Source organism: Nitratireductor aquimarinus (assembly GCF_017255295.1).
GTDB lineage: Bacteria > Pseudomonadota > Alphaproteobacteria > Rhizobiales > Rhizobiaceae > Nitratireductor > Nitratireductor aquimarinus.
In genome coordinates, this window is record NZ_JAFKDE010000002.1 from 182775 (window position 1) to 199757 (window position 16983).

The 16983-nt window shown below is 63.1% G+C and carries 13 protein-coding genes; 4 read left to right on the top strand and 9 right to left on the bottom strand.

Annotated features, from left to right (window positions below):
• The first annotated feature begins 46 nt into the window (after positions 1-46).
• Positions 47-1006 carry a GlxA family transcriptional regulator gene (locus JYP46_RS01020; RefSeq protein ID WP_206546981.1) on the top strand — a complete coding sequence of 320 codons (960 nt, stop codon included), beginning with the start codon at positions 47-49 and terminating at the stop codon, positions 1004-1006.
• A 228-nt stretch (positions 1007-1234) separates the two neighbouring features.
• Here the strand turns inward: JYP46_RS01020 and JYP46_RS01025 are convergent, their stop codons facing one another.
• The 4 genes from JYP46_RS01025 to zwf form a co-directional block, all read right to left on the bottom strand.
• The gene (locus JYP46_RS01025; protein ID WP_206546982.1) at positions 1235-2554 is read right to left on the bottom strand and encodes a DUF2254 domain-containing protein; all 1320 of its coding nucleotides are present in this window, start codon (positions 2552-2554) and stop codon (positions 1235-1237) included.
• A gap of 50 nt (positions 2555-2604) precedes the next feature.
• On the bottom strand, positions 2605-4419 hold the full coding sequence (edd, locus tag JYP46_RS01030) for a phosphogluconate dehydratase (RefSeq protein ID WP_206546983.1): 1815 nt from the start codon (positions 4417-4419) through the stop codon (positions 2605-2607).
• Positions 4420-4485: 66 nt separating this feature from the next.
• The gene (gene pgl, locus JYP46_RS01035; protein ID WP_206546984.1) at positions 4486-5199 is read right to left on the bottom strand and encodes a 6-phosphogluconolactonase; all 714 of its coding nucleotides are present in this window, start codon (positions 5197-5199) and stop codon (positions 4486-4488) included.
• A gap of 2 nt (positions 5200-5201) precedes the next feature.
• On the bottom strand, positions 5202-6674 hold the full coding sequence (gene zwf, locus JYP46_RS01040) for a glucose-6-phosphate dehydrogenase (RefSeq protein ID WP_113156179.1): 1473 nt from the start codon (positions 6672-6674) through the stop codon (positions 5202-5204).
• 310 nt (positions 6675-6984) lie between these two features.
• Between zwf and JYP46_RS01045 the strand changes: the two genes are divergently transcribed.
• The 3 genes from JYP46_RS01045 to JYP46_RS01055 all read left to right on the top strand — a co-directional run bounded on the left by JYP46_RS01045 (position 6985) and on the right by JYP46_RS01055 (position 11139).
• Positions 6985-8460: an aldehyde dehydrogenase family protein gene (locus JYP46_RS01045; RefSeq protein ID WP_113154220.1), complete on the top strand. Its 1476-nt coding sequence runs from the start codon at positions 6985-6987 to the stop codon at positions 8458-8460.
• 20 nt (positions 8461-8480) lie between these two features.
• Positions 8481-9230 (top strand): SDR family oxidoreductase, encoded by a 750-nt coding sequence (locus JYP46_RS01050; RefSeq protein WP_113154221.1) that lies wholly within the window; start codon positions 8481-8483, stop codon positions 9228-9230.
• 139 nt (positions 9231-9369) lie between these two features.
• A complete protein-coding gene (locus tag JYP46_RS01055) occupies positions 9370-11139 on the top strand; it encodes an SLC13 family permease (protein WP_206544635.1) in 1770 nt (589 codons plus the stop codon).
• 220 nt (positions 11140-11359) lie between these two features.
• On the opposite strand, the gene JYP46_RS01060 is transcribed toward JYP46_RS01055, so the two are convergent.
• The 5 genes from JYP46_RS01060 to aceA all read right to left on the bottom strand — a co-directional run bounded on the left by JYP46_RS01060 (position 11360) and on the right by aceA (position 16552).
• Entirely contained in the window at positions 11360-12646 is a 1287-nt protein-coding gene (locus JYP46_RS01060) for an NAD(P)/FAD-dependent oxidoreductase (RefSeq protein ID WP_206546985.1), read from the bottom strand.
• A gap of 83 nt (positions 12647-12729) precedes the next feature.
• A complete protein-coding gene (locus JYP46_RS01065) occupies positions 12730-14163 on the bottom strand; it encodes a glutamine synthetase family protein (protein ID WP_113154224.1) in 1434 nt (477 codons plus the stop codon).
• Positions 14164-14233: 70 nt separating this feature from the next.
• Positions 14234-14692, bottom strand: a complete 459-nt coding sequence (locus tag JYP46_RS01070; protein WP_210344126.1) for an ANTAR domain-containing protein — start codon at positions 14690-14692, stop codon at positions 14234-14236.
• 289 nt (positions 14693-14981) lie between these two features.
• Positions 14982-15227 carry an SMc00767 family acetate metabolism repressor gene (locus tag JYP46_RS01075; protein ID WP_113154226.1) on the bottom strand — a complete coding sequence of 82 codons (246 nt, stop codon included), beginning with the start codon at positions 15225-15227 and terminating at the stop codon, positions 14982-14984.
• Positions 15228-15262: 35 nt separating this feature from the next.
• Positions 15263-16552, bottom strand: coding sequence for an isocitrate lyase (aceA, locus tag JYP46_RS01080; protein WP_206546986.1), 1290 nt, complete (start codon positions 16550-16552; stop codon positions 15263-15265).
• Positions 16553-16983 lie beyond the last annotated feature (431 nt).

The following is a 16983-nucleotide window of genomic DNA, read 5'->3' on the forward strand; positions in this document are numbered from 1 at the left end:
TGCCATGCCTCTCCTGCCAGACACGCCTGTTTTAGAACAATTGCCCATGGGCGAGGCGCGGCAGGACCGACGGCATTTCGCATTTTTGCTGGTCGACAAGTTTTCGATGTTTTCGCTGGCAGCGGCCATCGACACGGTGCGCTCGGCCAACCGCCTGCTCGGGCGTGACGTCTATAGCTGGGTGACCGTTTCGGCTGATGGCGAGGCGGTGATGGCGTCCAACGGGCTGCCGATCAAGATCGACTACGCAGTCGCCGATCTTCCGCCTGTCGATATTCTTTTTGTCTGCGTGGGGCTCACCACCGAGTTTCCCGGCAAGAGCATGGTGCTTGCCGCATTGCGCAGTCTTGGCCGGCGCGGTGCTGCGCTGGGTGCGCTGGCGGCGGGCTCCTATCTGCTTGCCGAGGCCGGGCAGCTTGCCGGCCATCGCTGCACGATCCACTGGGAGAACCGGGCCTCCTTCATGGAGCGCTTTCCCGATATCGAATGCACGGGCAATGTCTATGAGATCGACCGCCGCCGCTACACCTGCGCGGGCGTGACGACCTCCATCGACCTGATGCTGGAAATCGTGCGGACGGACCTCGGCGCGGATCTTGCCAATGATGTGGCCAACCAGTTCCAGCACGAGCGCATCCGCTCCGCCGGCGACCGGCAGCGCACGGGGCCGGAGCGCGACCTGACGGGCAAGTCGGAAAAGCTGAAGAAGATCGTCGAGCTGATGGCCGACAATCTGGATGAGCCTTATTCGGCGGCGCAGCTTGCCGGCACGGCGAGCCTTTCCGTGCGCCAGGTCGAGCGGCTCTTCCTGCGGCATCTGGGGATGACACCGGGGCGCTATTACATGCGGCTCAGGCTGGAGCGGGCGCGTGAGCTTCTGCGGCAGACCAACATGCCGATCCTCGATGTGGCGATTGCAACGGGCTTCACCTCGCATTCCTATTTCGCGCAGAGTTATCGCCAGCAATTCGGGCGCCCGCCATCGGAAGAGCGCCGCGCTGGTTGAAGAGCGCCGCGCTGGTTATTGAGGGGTGGTCGGAGGCATAGAGGTGGAGCCAAGCGCCCCCGCCCTTCGACAAGCTCAGGATGAGGGCTACTGCGGTGCCGGTTCTCCCTTCATACCCACACAGTTGAGAACTTGACTACACACGCCCAAGAAACCTCGGAATGAGGCTCCCGTGCTGACTAAAAAGCGGGCATAGAGCTTGAAGCAACTGCGCCCTCTCAGTAGCCCTCATCCTGAGCCTGTCGAAGGGCGAGGGCGCTCGGCTTCCGAAACAACGCCACCGATTTCGGCAGCGGCTTTACGCAGTGCAGCCACATCGGGTGCGTGGGAGGCGTATGAGGTCGCGCGGGCGGTGAAGTCTGCGGCCAGCGCCGTGGCGGCGTCGCGGAAGGCTCCCGGCGCGACACGCGCAAGCGAGGACAGGCCACGCAACAGCGCCAGTCCGACATCGGGCGCGCCGGAGGCGGCTTCGTAGGATATGGGCCGGAAGGCTGCATCCAAAAGAGCGGACGGCTTCACGGGCGCAAAGGTCACCTTGGGGTAGGGCGGCTCGTCGTTATCGCTGTCCGCCTCCTTGTCCGTCAGCGCCCAGTCGGCCAGAAGCCGGGTCTGCACGGTGAGAACGTGGATTGCGGTGGAAGGGTCGTTGACGCCGGGGGAAAGCGCCCGGCGGGCGACATCGGCCAGAACGAGGAAGCCGAATCCCGGATCGGAATCGAAGGTGCGCTCCTCACCGATGATGAAGTCGTCATGGACCGCTTCAAGGCAGGCATCGTCCGCTTCGCCGCTGACGACGGCAAGGGCGGTGGTGTGGTCCACATAATCGCCGGGGCGGACGAGAACATGGATTGTGAGACCGCTGGCCTCCGCCAGTTCCTGCAGCGCATGCGGGTCGAAATGCTGGACGAAGCCGACCGCCCCGGCGCTTACGGTTCGCCCTGACGGACTGGAGGAGAGCGTGGCGGCGGTGCAGCCATAGCGCCCGTCGCGGCCAAGGCGGGTGAGGGCTTCCCGTGTTGTCTCTTCAAGCCGGCTGGTCATTTCCACGACGCGTCCGACAACCGAGATTTCGCGCACCCAGCGGATCAGCGCCCAGACAACGGCAAAGACCACGATGACGGTGGCGGCGAAGAGGATAAGCCGTCCGCCAAGCGTGTAGATGCCGCTCGACAGGCCGATTATGCCGATGATGGAAAAGAGAAACGCGCCGATGAAAACGGAGATGGTGGTGCGGGCGGCGCGATTGCCGGAGAAAAGCGGCACGGCGCGGGGCGAGCCTGTCTGCGCGGCGCTGGTGAGCAGGTTGACCAGCGTTGAAAGCGCGAAGACGGCGACCGCCAGCATGCTGGAAGCGACGATGCCCAGAATGTTGCGCAGCGCTTCTCCCGAAACGGTTATGGGAAGGGCGCTTTCATCCAGACTTTCGGGCAGCAGGTCTGCCGAAAGATAGGCAAGGACAATGACGATGACCGCCGAGACGCAGAACAGCGCCGGCAGAAACCACAGGGCTCGCGTGAGCCGCCTGAAGAGGAACCAGTAGCCGTTCACACTCCCTCCGATCAGAGGAAGAATGCACGGCTACCGCAGTTTGTTCCAGCTCAGAATACGGCTGCACCCTGATCGGCACGGCCGGCGAGCTGCCGGAAGCCGGCAAAGAGCTCGCGGCCCATGCCGAACTGGTTGCCCGAGAGGTCGGGTGCGGCGCTTTCGCGTGCGGCGAACTCTTCGGCGTCGACCAGCGCTTCAAGCGTGCCCTTGTCTGCGTCGAGGCGCATCGGGTCGCCATCGCGCAGCTTTCCGATCATGCCGCCGTCGAGCGCTTCGGGCGTAACGTGGATGGCCGCCGGCACCTTGCCGGATGCACCCGACATGCGCCCGTCGGTGACCAGCGCGATGCGGTGTCCGCGATCCTGAAGCACGCCCAGCGCCGGCGTGAGCTTGTGCAGTTCCGGCATGCCGTTTGCCTTGGGGCCCTGGAAGCGGATGACGGCGATGAAATCGCGGTCGAGCCTGCCTTCCTTGAAGGCCGTCTGCATTTCTTCCTGCGAATGGAAGACCAGCGCCGGGGCCTCGATCACGCGGTGCTCCGGCTTGACGGCGGAAACCTTGATGATCGACTTGCCGAGATTGCCCGACAGAACCCGGATGCCACCGGTCTGCTGGAAGGGCTTGGCGGCGGTGGTGAGCACCTTGTCGTTGCCGCTGGTGGCGGGTGCGGAGAGGCGCACGACCGAACCATTGTCGGCGAGCTTGGCCTCGACCGTGTAGGGGCGCAGACCCTCACCCCAGATGGTGCGCACATCCTCGTGCAGATAGCCGTCGTCGAGCAGTTCGCGGATCATGTAGCCCATGCCGCCTGCGGCGTGGAAATGGTTCACGTCGGCAAGCCCGTTGGGATAAACGCGGGCAACGAGCGGCACGTGGTCCGAAATCTCGGCGATGTCGTCCCAGGTGAGCCGGATGCCTGCCGCTGCCGCCATGGCGACCAGATGCATGGTGTGGTTGGTCGAGCCGCCCGTGGCGTTGAGGCCGACCACGCCGTTGACGATGGAGCGCTCGTCGATCATGCGGCCAACGGGCGTGAACTCGTTGCCGAGCGCGGTGATGGCGAGCGCGCGCTTTGCGGCTTCCTTCGTCAGGGCATCGCGCAGCGGCGTGTTGGGATTGACGAAGGAGGAACCCGGTGTGTGCAGGCCCATGATCTCCATCAGCATCTGGTTCGAGTTGGCCGTGCCGTAGAAGGTGCAGGTGCCGGGGCCGTGATAGGATTTGGACTCGGCTTCCAGCAGCGCCGCACGGTCCACCTTGCCTTCGGCGTAGAGCTGGCGGATGCGGGCCTTCTCGTCATTGGGCAGGCCGGAGGTCATGGGTCCGGCGGGAATGAAGATCGCAGGCAGGTGGCCGAAGGTGAGGGCGGCGATGACCAGGCCAGGCACGATCTTGTCGCAGACGCCGAGATAGACGGCCGCGTCAAACATGTTGTGCGACAGGCCGACGGCAGCCGACATGGCGATGACATCGCGCGAAAAGAGCGACAGTTCCATGCCGGGCTGGCCCTGGGTGACGCCATCGCACATGGCGGGCACGCCGCCGGCAACCTGCGCCACGCCGCCGGCTTCACGCGCGGCGTCCTTGATCATGCTGGGAAATGGCTCGAAGGGCTGATGCGCCGAGAGCATGTCGTTATAGGCGGTGATGATGCCGATATTGGGCACCCGGTCGCCGGAAAGGGCCGCCTTGTCTGCGGGGCCACAGGCGGCAAAGCCGTGGGCGAGGTTGCCGCAGGAAAGGACGCCGCGATGAACGGCCTGTCCGGCAGCGTGGTCGACGCGTTCCAGATAGGCTTCGCGGCTGGCGCGTGAGCGCTCGCGGATGCGGGCTGTGACGGCTTCGATTTCGGGTCTTGCGGTCATGGCATGGCGTCCTGTCTTGCAGTTGGCCCCACGCGGAAGGAGCGCGGGGCGCGGCGGGCCGGCGTTTTACGCCTGGCCTGCGGGAGCCCAGAAGATGTGGGCGGGTTCTTTTGTCTCGGCCAGCACCGCGCCGATGGGGGAGGCCGGGCCGGGTGGGACGGAGAGCGCTGTTTCAAGCGTTTCCTTTTTGTCGGCGCCCTCGATGTGGACGGCGAGGAAGCGTGCGCCTGCGAGCCGGTTCATGGAAAGCGTGAGGCGGGGTTCGCCCGCCGCCTTCGACGCGACCGGTAAAACGTCCGGCCCTTCCGTTGGCTCAAGAAGCGCTTCGATGGTCGGCGCATCGGGGAAGAAGGAGGCGGTGTGCCGGTCATTGCCCATGCCGAGCACGACCACGTCGAGCGGTCGGGGCAGTGCGGCAATCGCCTTTGCCGACTGGCTGGCGGCCTCTTCCATCTCGTCGGCTGGCTGGTAGAGGCCGACAAAGGCGGCGCGGGCAGCCTTGTTCTGCAGGAGATGCCGGGCGACCAGACGGGCGTTGGAGCGCGGTGAATCGGCCGGCACGAAACGTTCGTCCACCAGCGTGACGGTGACCTTGTCCCACGGGATATCGCATCGCGACAGCTGATCGAAGAACTGCGCGGGCGTGCGACCGCCGGAAACGGCAATCGCCGCGTGGCCCCGCTCCTTCACGGCCAAGGCCAGTTTTTTGGCAACCCTCTCCGACAGGTTCCTGGCCAGCGCCTCGGAGGAGGCGAATTCATGCCACTCGCAATTCGCCATGCTCAGACACTCTCATGCCAGGTGCGTCCGTCGCGCTCGATAAGCGCGATGGAAGAGGAAGGCCCCCAGGTGCCGGCGGTGTAGCCCTGTGCGGGCTGCTGGTTGTCTTCCCAGGCGGCGAGGATCGGATCGATCCAGCGCCATGCGGCCTCGACCTCGTCGCGGCGCATGAACAGCGTCTGGTTGCCGCGGATGACATCCATGATGAGGCGCTCATAGGCGTCCGGATTGCGGACATTGAATGATTCGGCAAAGCTCATGTCGAGCGGCACATGGCGCAGGCGCATGCCGCCGGGGCCGGGGTCCTTGATCATCATCCACTGCTTCACGCCTTCATCCGGCTGCAGGCGGATGACCAGCTGGTTGGCAAACACCTTGCCCGTGCCATCCTCGAAGATGGAATGGGGGATCGGCTTGAACTGGATCACGATTTCCGAAACGCGGGTGGCGAGCCGCTTGCCGGTGCGCAGGTAGAAGGGCACGCCGGCCCAGCGCCAGTTCTCGATCTCCGCCTTGATGGCGACGAAGGTCTCGGTGTTGCTCTCGCCGCTTTCAAGTTCTTCCGTGTAGCCCTTCACCGCGCCGCCATTGGACGCGCCGGCGCGGTATTGCCCGCGCACGGTCACGCTCTCTGCGGCATTGGAGGTGATCGGCTTCAGGGCGCGCAGGACCTTCAGTTTCTCGTCGCGCACCGTGTCGGCTTCCATGGAGGCCGGCGCTTCCATCGCCACGAGGCAGAGAAGCTGGAGCATGTGGTTCTGGACCATGTCACGCAGCGCGCCGGCCTTGTCGTAATAGCCCGCGCGCCCTTCAAGCCCCACGGTCTCGGCCACGGTGATCTGCACATGGTCGATATGGGCGGAGTTCCAGAGCGGCTCATAGAGCGCATTGGCAAAGCGCAGCGCCATCAGGTTCTGCACCGTCTCCTTGCCGAGATAGTGGTCGATGCGGAAGACGTTGTGCTCGTCGAACACGCGCGCCACGGCGTCGTTCAGCTCATGGGCGGAGGCGAGCGAGCGGCCGATGGGCTTTTCGACGATCACGCGGGCCGTGTCGGTGGACAGGCCGTGCTTGTCGATCTGGCCGACAATGTCGTCGAACAGGCTGGGAGCGACGGCCATGTAGAAGGCGCGCACACTGTCGCTGTCGCCGATCTCGGTCTTCAGGTCGGCAAAGCCGTCACCCGATTTCGCGTCCGCCGGCACGTAGGACAGGCGGGCCAGAAAATGCGTCAGCTCCTGCGGCTCGATATCGCTCTTGGCGACATGCTCGCGGATGGCCTTTTCGGCAAAGGTGCGGAAGTCCTCGTCGGACAGTTTCGAGCGGGATGAACCGATGATGCGCGTGGGGTCGGTGAACTGACCTGCCCGCTGGCGCTGATAGAGCGCCGGAAGCAGCTTTCGTTCGGAGAGATCGCCCGTGGCCCCGAACACCACGAGATCGAAAGGCTCGACCGGAATTGTCTGGCTGGTCATGGTTTCTCCGCTCGGGCGTTTCCGCTTTTCGTTGAACCGCGAAAACGCTCTCATTGATTGTTCTTGCGCAATTCCAGGAAAACCGGTTCCCGCTTTTCCTGGAATTGCCCTAGCCTCATACCAAGTTGCCGTTGCTATAGTCTAATCGATTTAAAAAAGCCAGATGCGATTGCGCGGCAGCGCGTCTGTCGGGCTGAGCCAAGCCGGTGCGCCCATTTGTGCCTTGACACAGCATCGCATGGCGGGTTTTCCCATGTTTCCTTCGCGAGCACAGGCTCGCATACAGACATTACAAACCGGAGCGGCAGGGATGGGAACCCATTTTTCGCGCAGCGTGGCTGAGGGCCGCGCTTTCATGCAGTTCATCGACGGGCGTTCGGTCGATTCGCTCTCGGGAGAACGCATCGACGTTCGCAGCCCGTCCGACGGCGCAGTCTTCGCTTCGATCCCGGCTTCCACGGAAGCCGATGTGGAGCTGGCGGTGAAGTCGGCGCGCAAGGCGTTTGACGAAGGCCCGTGGAGCCGCATGCCGGCCGTGGAGCGCGGGCGCTGCCTGACGCGTCTTTTCCATCTGGTGGAGAAGAATGGCGAGGAGCTGGCTGCGCTCGAATCGCGCGACACCGGCAAGCCGATCCGTCAGGGCACGGCGGACGTGACCGCCACGATGCGCTATTTCGAGTTCTATGGCGGCGCGGCTGACAAGATCCACGGCGACACGATCCCGTTCCTTGATGGCTACACGGCGCTGACGCTGCGCGAGCCGCATGGCGTGGTGGCGGGCATCACGCCCTGGAACTACCCGATGCAGATTCTGGCGCGCGTCATCGGCGCGGCGCTGGCCATGGGCAACACGCTGGTGGTGAAGCCGGCGGAAGACGCTTCGCTGACGACGCTTCGCATGGCCGAGCTGGCGCTTGAGGCCGGTTTCCCGGCTGGCGTGTTCAACGTCATCACCGGTTATGGCCGCAGCGCTGGTGCGGCTCTTTCCTCGCATCCGCTGGTCGATTACGTGACCTTCACCGGTTCGCCGATCACCGGCACCGCGATCCAGCAGGCAGCGGCGGTGAACAATCGCGGCGTGACGATGGAGCTGGGCGGCAAGTCCCCGCAGATCGTGTTCGCCGATGCGGATATCGAGGCAGCGCTTCCCGTTCTGGTGAACGCCATCATCCAGAATGGCGGGCAGACCTGCTCTGCCGGCAGCCGCGTTCTGATCGAGAAGCCGATCTACGAGCAGGTGGCGACGGCGCTGGCCGAGCGCTTCTCCAAGCTGGTTGCGGGCCCGCATGATGCGGATCTCGACATCGGGCCGCTCGTCAATGTGGCGCAGCGCGACAAGGTTGCCGGCTTTATTGCCGCAGCGCAGGAAGCCGGCATTCCGCTGCTCGCACAGGGCACGGTGCACCCGGACGCGCCCGAGGGCGGTTACTATCAGCCGCCCGCACTGTTCGGCGCGGTCGATCCGCAGGCAGCGCTCGCTCAGGAAGAGGTTTTTGGACCGGTGCTTTCGCTGTTCCCGTTCGAGGACGAGGCAGACGCCATCCGGCTCGCCAATGACACGGAGTTCGGTCTGGTGGCCGGTGTGTGGACGCGCGACGGCGCGCGCCAGCACCGGGTCGCCAAGCGCGTGCGCGCCGGCCAGGTTTTCGTGAACGGCTATGGCGCAGGCGGCGGCGTGGAGCTGCCCTTCGGCGGCTTCAAGAAATCCGGCCACGGACGCGAGAAGGGTTTTGAAGCCCTGTTCGACATGTCCGCGACCAAGACAATCGTTTTCAACCACGGCTAACAATTACAGGAATTTTCGAAATGGCTCGACTTGAAGGCAAGGTTGCCATCATCACCGGCGCAGCATCCGGTTTCGGTGAAGGCATGGCGAAGCGTTTCGCCGAAGAAGGCGCGAAGGTCATCGTTGCCGACCTGAACGCGAAGGGCGCAGAGCGGGTTGCCGCAGAGATTGGTGAAGCAGCGCTGCCGGTTACCGCAGACGTTTCCATGAAAGCCGATGTGGACGCGATGGTGGACGCCGCCATGCAGGCGCATGGCCGTCTGGACATCATGATCAACAATGCCGGCTACACGCACCGCAACACCTCCCTCATGGAAGTTGACGAAGAGACTTTCGATCTCATCGGCGCAGTGAACATGAAGGCGATCTATCATTCCACGCTGGCCGTTGTGCCGGTCATGGAGAAGCTCGGCGGCGGCTCGATCATCACCACCGCTTCGACGGCAGGCCTGCGCCCGCGTCCGGGTCTCACCTGGTACAACGCATCCAAGGGCTGGGCGATCACCGCGACCAAGTCGATGGCCGTTGAGCTTGCGCCGAAGAACATCCGCGTGAACTGCCTGTGCCCGGTGGCCGGCGAAACCGGCATGCTCGGCCAGTTCATGGGCGAAGACACGCCCGAGAAGCGCGCGCAGTTCCGCTCTTCCATCCCGCTTGGCCGGCTTTCCACGCCGCTCGACATCGCCAATGCAGCGCTCTGGCTGGCTTCGTCGGAAGCCGAGTTCATCACCGGCGTTGCGCTGGAAGTGGACGGCGGCCGCTGCATCTGACGCAGCCCTGCCTTTGAACGGTTTTAGGAATTCCGTGTCTCCGGGAACCTGACTTGGAGCAAGGAATTACCTATAACCGGACAGAACAATTTCAGGCCGCCGGCGTTTGTCCGGCGGTCGGCATGAAAAGGGCAAGCGCATGACCTACGAGCAGATCTTTCTCTTCAGTCTGCTGGGTGTTGTGTTTGCCTTTCTTGTCTGGGGTCGTATTCGCTATGACCTTGTTGCCTTTGCCGCGCTGATCATCGCGGTGGCCGCCGGCGTCGTCGATGCGCATGACGCCTTCATCGGCTTCGGCCATGAGGCCGTCGTCATCATTGCGCTGGTGCTGATCGTCTCGCGTGCCATGATGAATGCGGGCGCGGTGGAGCTGATCGCGCGTTTCGTCCTGTCTTCGGGACGCTCTCTCTCAACCCATATCGGTTTCATGTCGGTGATCGGCGCCGGCCTTTCGGCGGTGATCAACAATGTCGCCGCGCTGGTCATGCTGATGACCCTCGATATCGAGGCTGCGAAGAAGGCGAAGCGGCCTGTTTCCCGATCGCTGATGTCGCTTTCCTTCGCGACCATTCTGGGCGGCATGATCACGCTGATCGGCACGCCGCCCAACATCGTCATCGCCGAGTTTCGCGGGCGCGCGCTTGGCGAATCCTTCTCCATGTTCGACTTTTCACCGGTAGGCCTCGTCTGCGCCGTGGTTGGCATCGCCTTCGTGACGCTGGTTGGCTGGCGGCTGATCCCCGAAACCGGGCAGGCGGTTGCCGGAGATGACGGCGAGGCGGGCCTCTTCGTCGTGGAAGCGGGTGTGAAGGAAAAATCCAAATTCATCGACGGGCCGGTGAGCGATCTCTATCCGCTGGCCGATGAGCACGATGTGACCGTGCTCGGACTGGTGCGGCGCGGCAAGCGTCTACCCGGTTTTTCCGCTGGCGAAGAGCTTCGCAAGAGCGATCAGCTCATTCTCGAGGGCGATCCGAAATCCATCGAGGCGTTCATCGGCGCTGCGGAACTCGATACGCCGGGCTCGGAAGAGCATGGCGGCATTCGCGGCAAGTCTCTGGTTCTGGTCGAGGCCATTGTGCCGGACAATGCCCGCATGGTCGGGCGCACGGCGCTTGACCTGCGGCTGCTTTACCGCCGCGGCGTGACGCTTCTGGGCGTGTCGCGGCAGGGCAGGCGGTTTCGCGAGCGGGTGCGCAAGCTGCCGATCCGGGCGGGCGACGTGGTCCTGCTTCTTGGGCCGGAAAGCCGCGTTGCCGACGCCGCCGACTGGCTGGGCGTTCTGCCGCTGGCGGAAAAGAGCCATAACGTGATCCAGCGCGGCAAGGCGCTGTTCGCCGTGGCGGTGTTTGCCATTGCCGTGGCCATTTCGGTGATGGGGTTCGTGCCGCTCGCCATCGCGCTTGCGGGCGCGGTCGCCATCTATGCGCTGTTCAATGTGGTCGGCGCGCGCGAAGTCTATGAATCGGTGGAATGGCCGGTGATCGTGCTTCTGGCCTCGCTCATTCCGCTCGGGCTGGCGCTTGAGGAATCCGGTGGTACGAAGCTGATTGCGGATTCCATTCTCTCGCTGACCGGCTCGCTGCCGGCATGGGCGATCCTGGCGATCCTGATGGTTGTCACCATGACGCTGTCCGACTTCCTGAACAATGTGGCGACAGCGCTGATTGCAGCGCCGGTCGGCCTTTCCGTTGCGCAGGGGCTCAACGTCTCACCCGATCCGTTTCTGATGGGCGTGGCGGTGGCCGCTTCCTGTGCGTTCCTGACGCCCATCGGCCACAAGAACAACACCATCATCATGGGGCCGGGTGGCTATCGCTTCGGCGATTACTGGCGCATGGGCCTGCCGCTGGAAATCCTCATTATCGCGGTTTCCGTGCCGGCAATCCTGTTCTTCTGGCCGCTGTGAGACAGGGCTGAAGCGGTTCGGTTCACCTGATGATTTCGGTCGTGTCCGATTTTGTGGCAGGAGCGTTTTGCGTGGTTCGACAAGCTCACCATGAGGGATGTGTGACCCTGTAGGAAAATCTGGCTCCGCGAGGTTGCAGATAGTTCCTGCAGCCGCGCCCCACCCTCATGGTGAGCTTGTCGAACCACGCACAACGTCAATGCAGCGTGTCTTTTCGCCCTCAAATCCGGTCGCGCAGGGCGTACCAGTTGAGCGCCAGGAACATCAGGAACGGGCGCAGATGGCGGCCGCCGGGGAAGGGCGGGATCTTCAGTTCTTCGAACAGGCGCAGCCGGTCGCGGTTTCCGCAGACGGTTTCCGCATAGAGTTTGCCGGTGAAGTTCGACAGCATCACGCCATGACCGGACCAGCCGGCGGCTGAGATCACATTGGGCATGACCTCGCGCACAAAGGGGCGTCTGGGCATGGTTATGCCCACATAACCACCCCATGCATGGGTGAGTTCGACATCCTTGAGCGCGGGATAGAGTTCGGCAATCTGGCGGCGGATGTGGTGGTGGATCGCCTTGTCTTCGCCGGGCGCGTAGATCTCGCGTCCGCCGAAAAGCAGGCTGCCATTCGGCTCGCGCCGGAAATAGCGCACCACGAAACGGGAATCGTCGACCGACTCGCCGCCGGGCAGCACGGGACTGTCATCGCCAAGCGGCGGTGTTGCGCCGATGAAGGAACCGATGGGCATGACATGGCCCGCACTCTCCGGCTCCAGATCGCCGCCATAGGCGTTGGTGGCGATGAGGCACTTCTCGGCGGTGATGGTTCCCGAAGGCGTTTCGATACGCACACCGCCGGCATCGGAGCTGATATTCAGCGCAGGCGTGCCTTCAAAAAGAAGCGCGCCCGCCTCACGGGCCACGCGCGCCGTGCCGACCACGAGCTTCAGCGGGTGGATATGACCGGTGCCGGTGTCGCGGATGCCGCCGAAATAGCGCGTCGAGCCAAGCCGCTCTGCGGTCTCGGTCGCGTCCATGTAGGTGATATGCGGATAGTCGAACCGGTCACGCATGATGTCGGCATGCCGGCGGTATTCGTCCAGATAGCGGGGCTTGTGGACGGCTGAAATCTGGCCCGGACGATAGTCGATCTCGATGCGGTTGGCGGCGGCGAAATCGATGAGGTGGGTCTTGGCTTCCTCGGCCAGATCAAACAGGGCTTTGGCGCGGGTGAAGCCAAGCTCGGCCTCCAGCTCCTCGGCCCAGGCGCGCTGACCGGTGCCGAGCTGCCCGCCATTGCGCCCGGATGCGCCATCGCCAAAGCGGTGCGCCTCGATCAGAACCACATTGACGCCCGCCTTCGCCAGATGGGCGGCCGCCGACAGGCCGGTGAAGCCGCCGCCGACAATGGCGACATCGGCCCGCCGGTCGCCATCGAGCGACGGGTATTGCGGGCGCTCGCCCACGGTTGCTTCATACCAGGAGAAGCCGGGCGATATGGGCGACTGATAGGGCATGGATGCACCCCTCTTTCCGTCCGGAATTGCGCAAAATCAATAATTCAGGGCGTTTTCGCGGTTCAACGAAAAGCGGAGACGCTCTAGACGTTCAGAAGCAGATATTCCCGTTCCCAGGGGCTGATGACCTTCATGAAGGTCTCGAACTCGGCCCGCTTGATGGCGGCAAAGGTCGAGACGAAGGGCGCGCCCAGCATTTCCTTCAGTGGCTCGTCGTCCTCGAAAAGGGCGACGGCTTCCAGAAGGCCACGTGGCAGCTCGATCTCATCCTGGTTGACCGCCTTGCCGGCCGGCGCATCGGGCGTGCTCTTTTCCAGAATGCCGACGAGACCACAGGCAAGCGAGGCAGCCAGCGCCAGATAGGGATTGGCGTCGGACGAGGGGATGCGGTTTTCCACGCGGCGCGCCGCCGGGTCGGAGCGCGGCACACGGAAGGCGGTGGTGCGGTTGTCATAGCCCCAGCGCGTGTTGACGGGCACCGCCGTTCCCTGCGTCAGGCGGCGATAGGAGTTCACATAGGGCGCAAGCATGATGAGCGCATTGGGAATGTGCCGCTGCAGCCCGCCGATGAAATGACGGAACATCTCCGTTTCTTCGCCATTCTCGTCGGAGAAGACGTTGTGACCGGTCTCGAGCGACACCACCGACTGGTGAATATGCATGGCGGAGCCGGGCTGGTTCTGGATCGGCTTGGCCATGAAGGTGGCGTAGGTGTCGTGCTTGAGCGCCGCTTCGCGAATGGTGCGCTTGAACATGAACACCTGATCGGCAAGCTCGATCGGATCGCCATGACGCAGGTTGATCTCGAGCTGGCCGGCGCCTTCCTCGTGGATCAGTGTGTCGATCTCCAGGCCCTGCGCCTCGGAGAAGTGGTAGATGTCGTCGATCAGCTCATCGAACTCGTTCACGCCGGCGATGGAATAGCCCTGACCGCCGCCAATGGGGCGACCGGAGCGGCCGACCGGGGGCGTCAGCGGGTAGTCCGGGTCGGGATTCTTGTCGACCAGATAGAACTCGATTTCCGGCGCGACGATGGGCTTGAGCCCATGCTTCGCATATTCGGCGACGACGCGCTTCAAAACGTTGCGCGGGCTGAAGGCGACATCGCGCCCATCCTGATGGACGAGGTCGCAGATGACCTGCGCCGTCGGGTCGCTTTCCCACGGAACGGAAGAGAGCGTGGAGAGATCGGGCAGAAGCTTCAGGTCGCCGTCATCCTCCGGGTAGACGAAGTCACCGCCATCTTCGGGATATTCGCCGGAGATCGTTGTCATGAAGACAGCCGAAGGCAGCGCCAGTGAGGTGTTGGACGTAAACTTCTTCGATGGCATCATCTTGCCGCGCGCAACACCGGCCTGATCGGGCGTGATGCACTCGATGTCTTCGATGCCGCGCCATTCCAGCCAGGCGGAAACCTGCTTCCAGTCCTTCACACCGCGAAGGTTTTTCAGAAATGCGGGCGCACGAACGGAGTTACCTCGACCGTTGCGGCGGGTTAGCTTTTTCCTGTCAGGCATCAAACACCAGGGATCGTTGGTTGGATGCGTGAGTATAGACGTGGGCGTGAAGGGAAGGGAAGGCCCCGCGTCAGGATTGCACACCCGCAACAAGACGGTCGATGACCGGCTGCAATGCCTCGGGCGTGACCGGGCGCACGACCCGGGCGTCCACGGGTGATTCGGCCAGCGTGTCCTTGTGGCGCGAGGCGACAATGGTGATGACAAGCGGCAGGCCGCGCGGGGAGGCGCGGCGGTGGCTTTCCAGATGGGTGAACAGTTCGCTGGTGGCGCGTGTCTGCGCGTCGATGTCGACAATCACCACGCCGGGCCGGGAGAGCGGTGTCGGGGCAGACAGGATGCGCGTTGCCTCGGCGGGTTCGAGCGCATTGGCCTTCAGATAGGCACGCTGCGCGATGCGCGAGAGCACAATCCTGTTCACCGGAGATGAGGCGACAACCAGTGCCTGGGACAGATCTGCAACGCAGCTGTTGGAGACCGCCTCGCATGCATCGATGGTCGGCTGATCGGTTACAGGTCTGTCTGCCATCATGTCTTCGCCCACGGTTAGAATAAGAAATTCAATGCCCGGTTGAAATATGACGGGAATGAATGTCACCGCGGTTGAAATGTCAAGTTACAAATAAGTCAGAATTGTTATGTGCCTGTTTCTTGTTGGTAAAACCAGTTTTTTTCAAGAAATAACCGGAAATTAGATTGGGATTTCAGATATTTGTATTGTTTGATCACAAGATCGAATGACCGTTTTCTATTCAAGAAAAAACGCCCGCGCAGGAGACAGTGCGCGGGCGCTTGACGGGAGATCAATCAGGCTGGTGTCAGGAGCCAGCCAGACGGTTGGTGACGATGACAGGCACCAACAGATCTCCCCAGTTGCCTTCTCCACCATGATGACGCGCCGAGCGGACCAGTTCGACGGACACACCGGAATCGACCGCTTTCATGACCGACTGGTTGAGGCGGTGCAGGTCGTTTGCCACCATGCGGATGATGGCCTGCTGGTCGGAAGACATGGCGCTTGCCTGCTCTTCTGCACGTTCCTTGACGCGGGTGTTCGGTGTCATTTCCGTTCTCCTTTCCCGGCGATTTGCCGTTGGTGTTATTCCGCTGCTGGGCGGAACTGGTCAGATTCGGTGGATTCCTTCATGGCGGTGGTCGAAGACTGGCCGCCAGTGATGGCCATGGACACGGCGTCGAAATAGCCGGTGCCGACTTCGCGCTGGTGCTTTGTGGCCGTGTAGCCGTTGGCCTCTGCGGCGAACTCCGCTTCCTGCAGCTCCGAATAGGCCGCCATCTGCCGGTCCTTGTAGCCACGCGCCAGCTCGAACATGCCGAAGTTGAGCTGATGGAACCCGGCCAGCGTGATGAACTGGAACTTGTAGCCCATGGCGCCCAGCTCGCGCTGGAACCTGGCGATGGTGGCGTCGTCCAGGTTCTTCTTCCAGTTGAAGGACGGCGAGCAGTTGTAGGCGAGCAGCTTGCCCGGATGCGCCTTGTGCACGCCCTCGGCGAATTTGCGCGCCTGCTCAAGATCCGGCTTCGACGTTTCGCACCAGATCAAATCCGTGTGCGGCGCATAGGCGACAGCGCGGGCAATGCAGGCGTCGAGCCCGTTCTTCACCCGGTAGAAGCCCTCGACCGTGCGGCCTGCCTCGTAATCGACGAAGGGCTGGTCGCGCTCGTCGATATCGGAGGTGAGCAGCTTGGCGGCCTCCGCATCCGTGCGGGCGATGACCAGGCTCGGCACGCCCATGACGTCGGCTGCAAGACGCGCGGCATCCAGATTGCGGATATGCTGCGCGGTGGGGATCAGAACCTTGCCGCCCAGGTGGCCGCACTTCTTTTCCGATGCGAGCTGGTCCTCGAAGTGGACGCCGGCAGCGCCCGCCTCGATATAGGCCTTCATCAGCTCGAAGGCGTTGAGCGGGCCGCCGAAGCCGGCTTCCGCATCCGCCACGATCGGAGCGAACCATGTGTCGACCGAAAGGCCGTTGCCTTCCGCAGTCTCGATCTGGTCAGCGCGCTGAAGCGTGCGGTTGATGCGCTTGGCGAGCTCCGGGCCGGCATTGGCCGGGTAGAGCGACTGGTCCGGATACATGGCCGAAGCGGTGTTGGCGTCGGCGGCGACCTGCCAGCCGGAGAGGTAGATCGCCTTCAGGCCGGCGCGGACCATCTGCATGGCCTGGTTGCCCGAGAGCGCGCCGAGCGCGTTGACGAAGTCCTCTTCGTGGATGAGCTTCCAGAGGCGCTTTGCGCCTTCCTCGGCCAGCGTGTGACGGACGGTAACCGAGCCGCGCAGCCGCTGCACATCCTGCGGCGTGTAGGGGCGTTCGATGCCATCGAAGCGACCTTCCGCAGCGCTGGGAACAAGGTTGTAAAAATCCGTCATTATTGCCTCCGTACAGGATCTGTTTCGCGGTAGGGGCTGTCTGGCGTGATGCTTCTGTGCCCCGCTTTCGTTACAGGATTTACATTGCGCCGCAGCGAAAGCGGAGAGAAAACCGGGTTTTGTGGGGTATTTTCGTGTCAGCATGTCTGGATTTTGACAGGACGGGCGTGTAAATTTGTAAAAGATGTAAGGACGAGTTTGTGGGGTCGTTTTGTAAAGGCGTGTAAAATGGTGGCCGTTCTGGCATGGATCCTTGGGTCAAGCCCAAGGATGACGACGGGGAGGGGCAGATTTTGAAGCGGGTGGATCCGGTTCGCCTTCTTTGTCGTCAGAGCAGGATGGCTTCGTGGTCGTTCAGGCATGGAACCTTGGGTCAGGCCCGAGGATGACGATGGGGACGAAGGACAAGACGGGGTCGGCTCAGGCTCAGG

Bases quoted from the DNA above. Each gene is read 5' to 3' on its own strand.
- edd (WP_206546983.1), bottom strand. From the start codon at position 4,419: ATGACCGCAAGACCCGAAATCGAAGCCGTCACAGCCCGCATCCGCGAG.
- pgl (WP_206546984.1), bottom strand. From the start codon at position 5,199: ATGGCGAATTGCGAGTGGCATGAATTCGCCTCCTCCGAGGCGCTGGCC.
- zwf (WP_113156179.1), bottom strand. From the start codon at position 6,674: ATGACCAGCCAGACAATTCCGGTCGAGCCTTTCGATCTCGTGGTGTTC.
- JYP46_RS01050 (WP_113154221.1), top strand. From the start codon at position 8,481: ATGGCTCGACTTGAAGGCAAGGTTGCCATCATCACCGGCGCAGCATCC.
- aceA (WP_206546986.1), bottom strand. From the start codon at position 16,552: ATGACGGATTTTTACAACCTTGTTCCCAGCGCTGCGGAAGGTCGCTTC.
- JYP46_RS01020 (WP_206546981.1), top strand. From the start codon at position 47: ATGGGCGAGGCGCGGCAGGACCGACGGCATTTCGCATTTTTGCTGGTC.
- JYP46_RS01070 (WP_210344126.1), bottom strand. From the start codon at position 14,692: ATGGCAGACAGACCTGTAACCGATCAGCCGACCATCGATGCATGCGAG.
- JYP46_RS01045 (WP_113154220.1), top strand. From the start codon at position 6,985: ATGGGAACCCATTTTTCGCGCAGCGTGGCTGAGGGCCGCGCTTTCATG.
- JYP46_RS01075 (WP_113154226.1), bottom strand. From the start codon at position 15,227: ATGACACCGAACACCCGCGTCAAGGAACGTGCAGAAGAGCAGGCAAGC.
- JYP46_RS01065 (WP_113154224.1), bottom strand. From the start codon at position 14,163: ATGCCTGACAGGAAAAAGCTAACCCGCCGCAACGGTCGAGGTAACTCC.
- JYP46_RS01055 (WP_206544635.1), top strand. From the start codon at position 9,370: ATGACCTACGAGCAGATCTTTCTCTTCAGTCTGCTGGGTGTTGTGTTT.
- JYP46_RS01060 (WP_206546985.1), bottom strand. From the start codon at position 12,646: ATGCCCTATCAGTCGCCCATATCGCCCGGCTTCTCCTGGTATGAAGCA.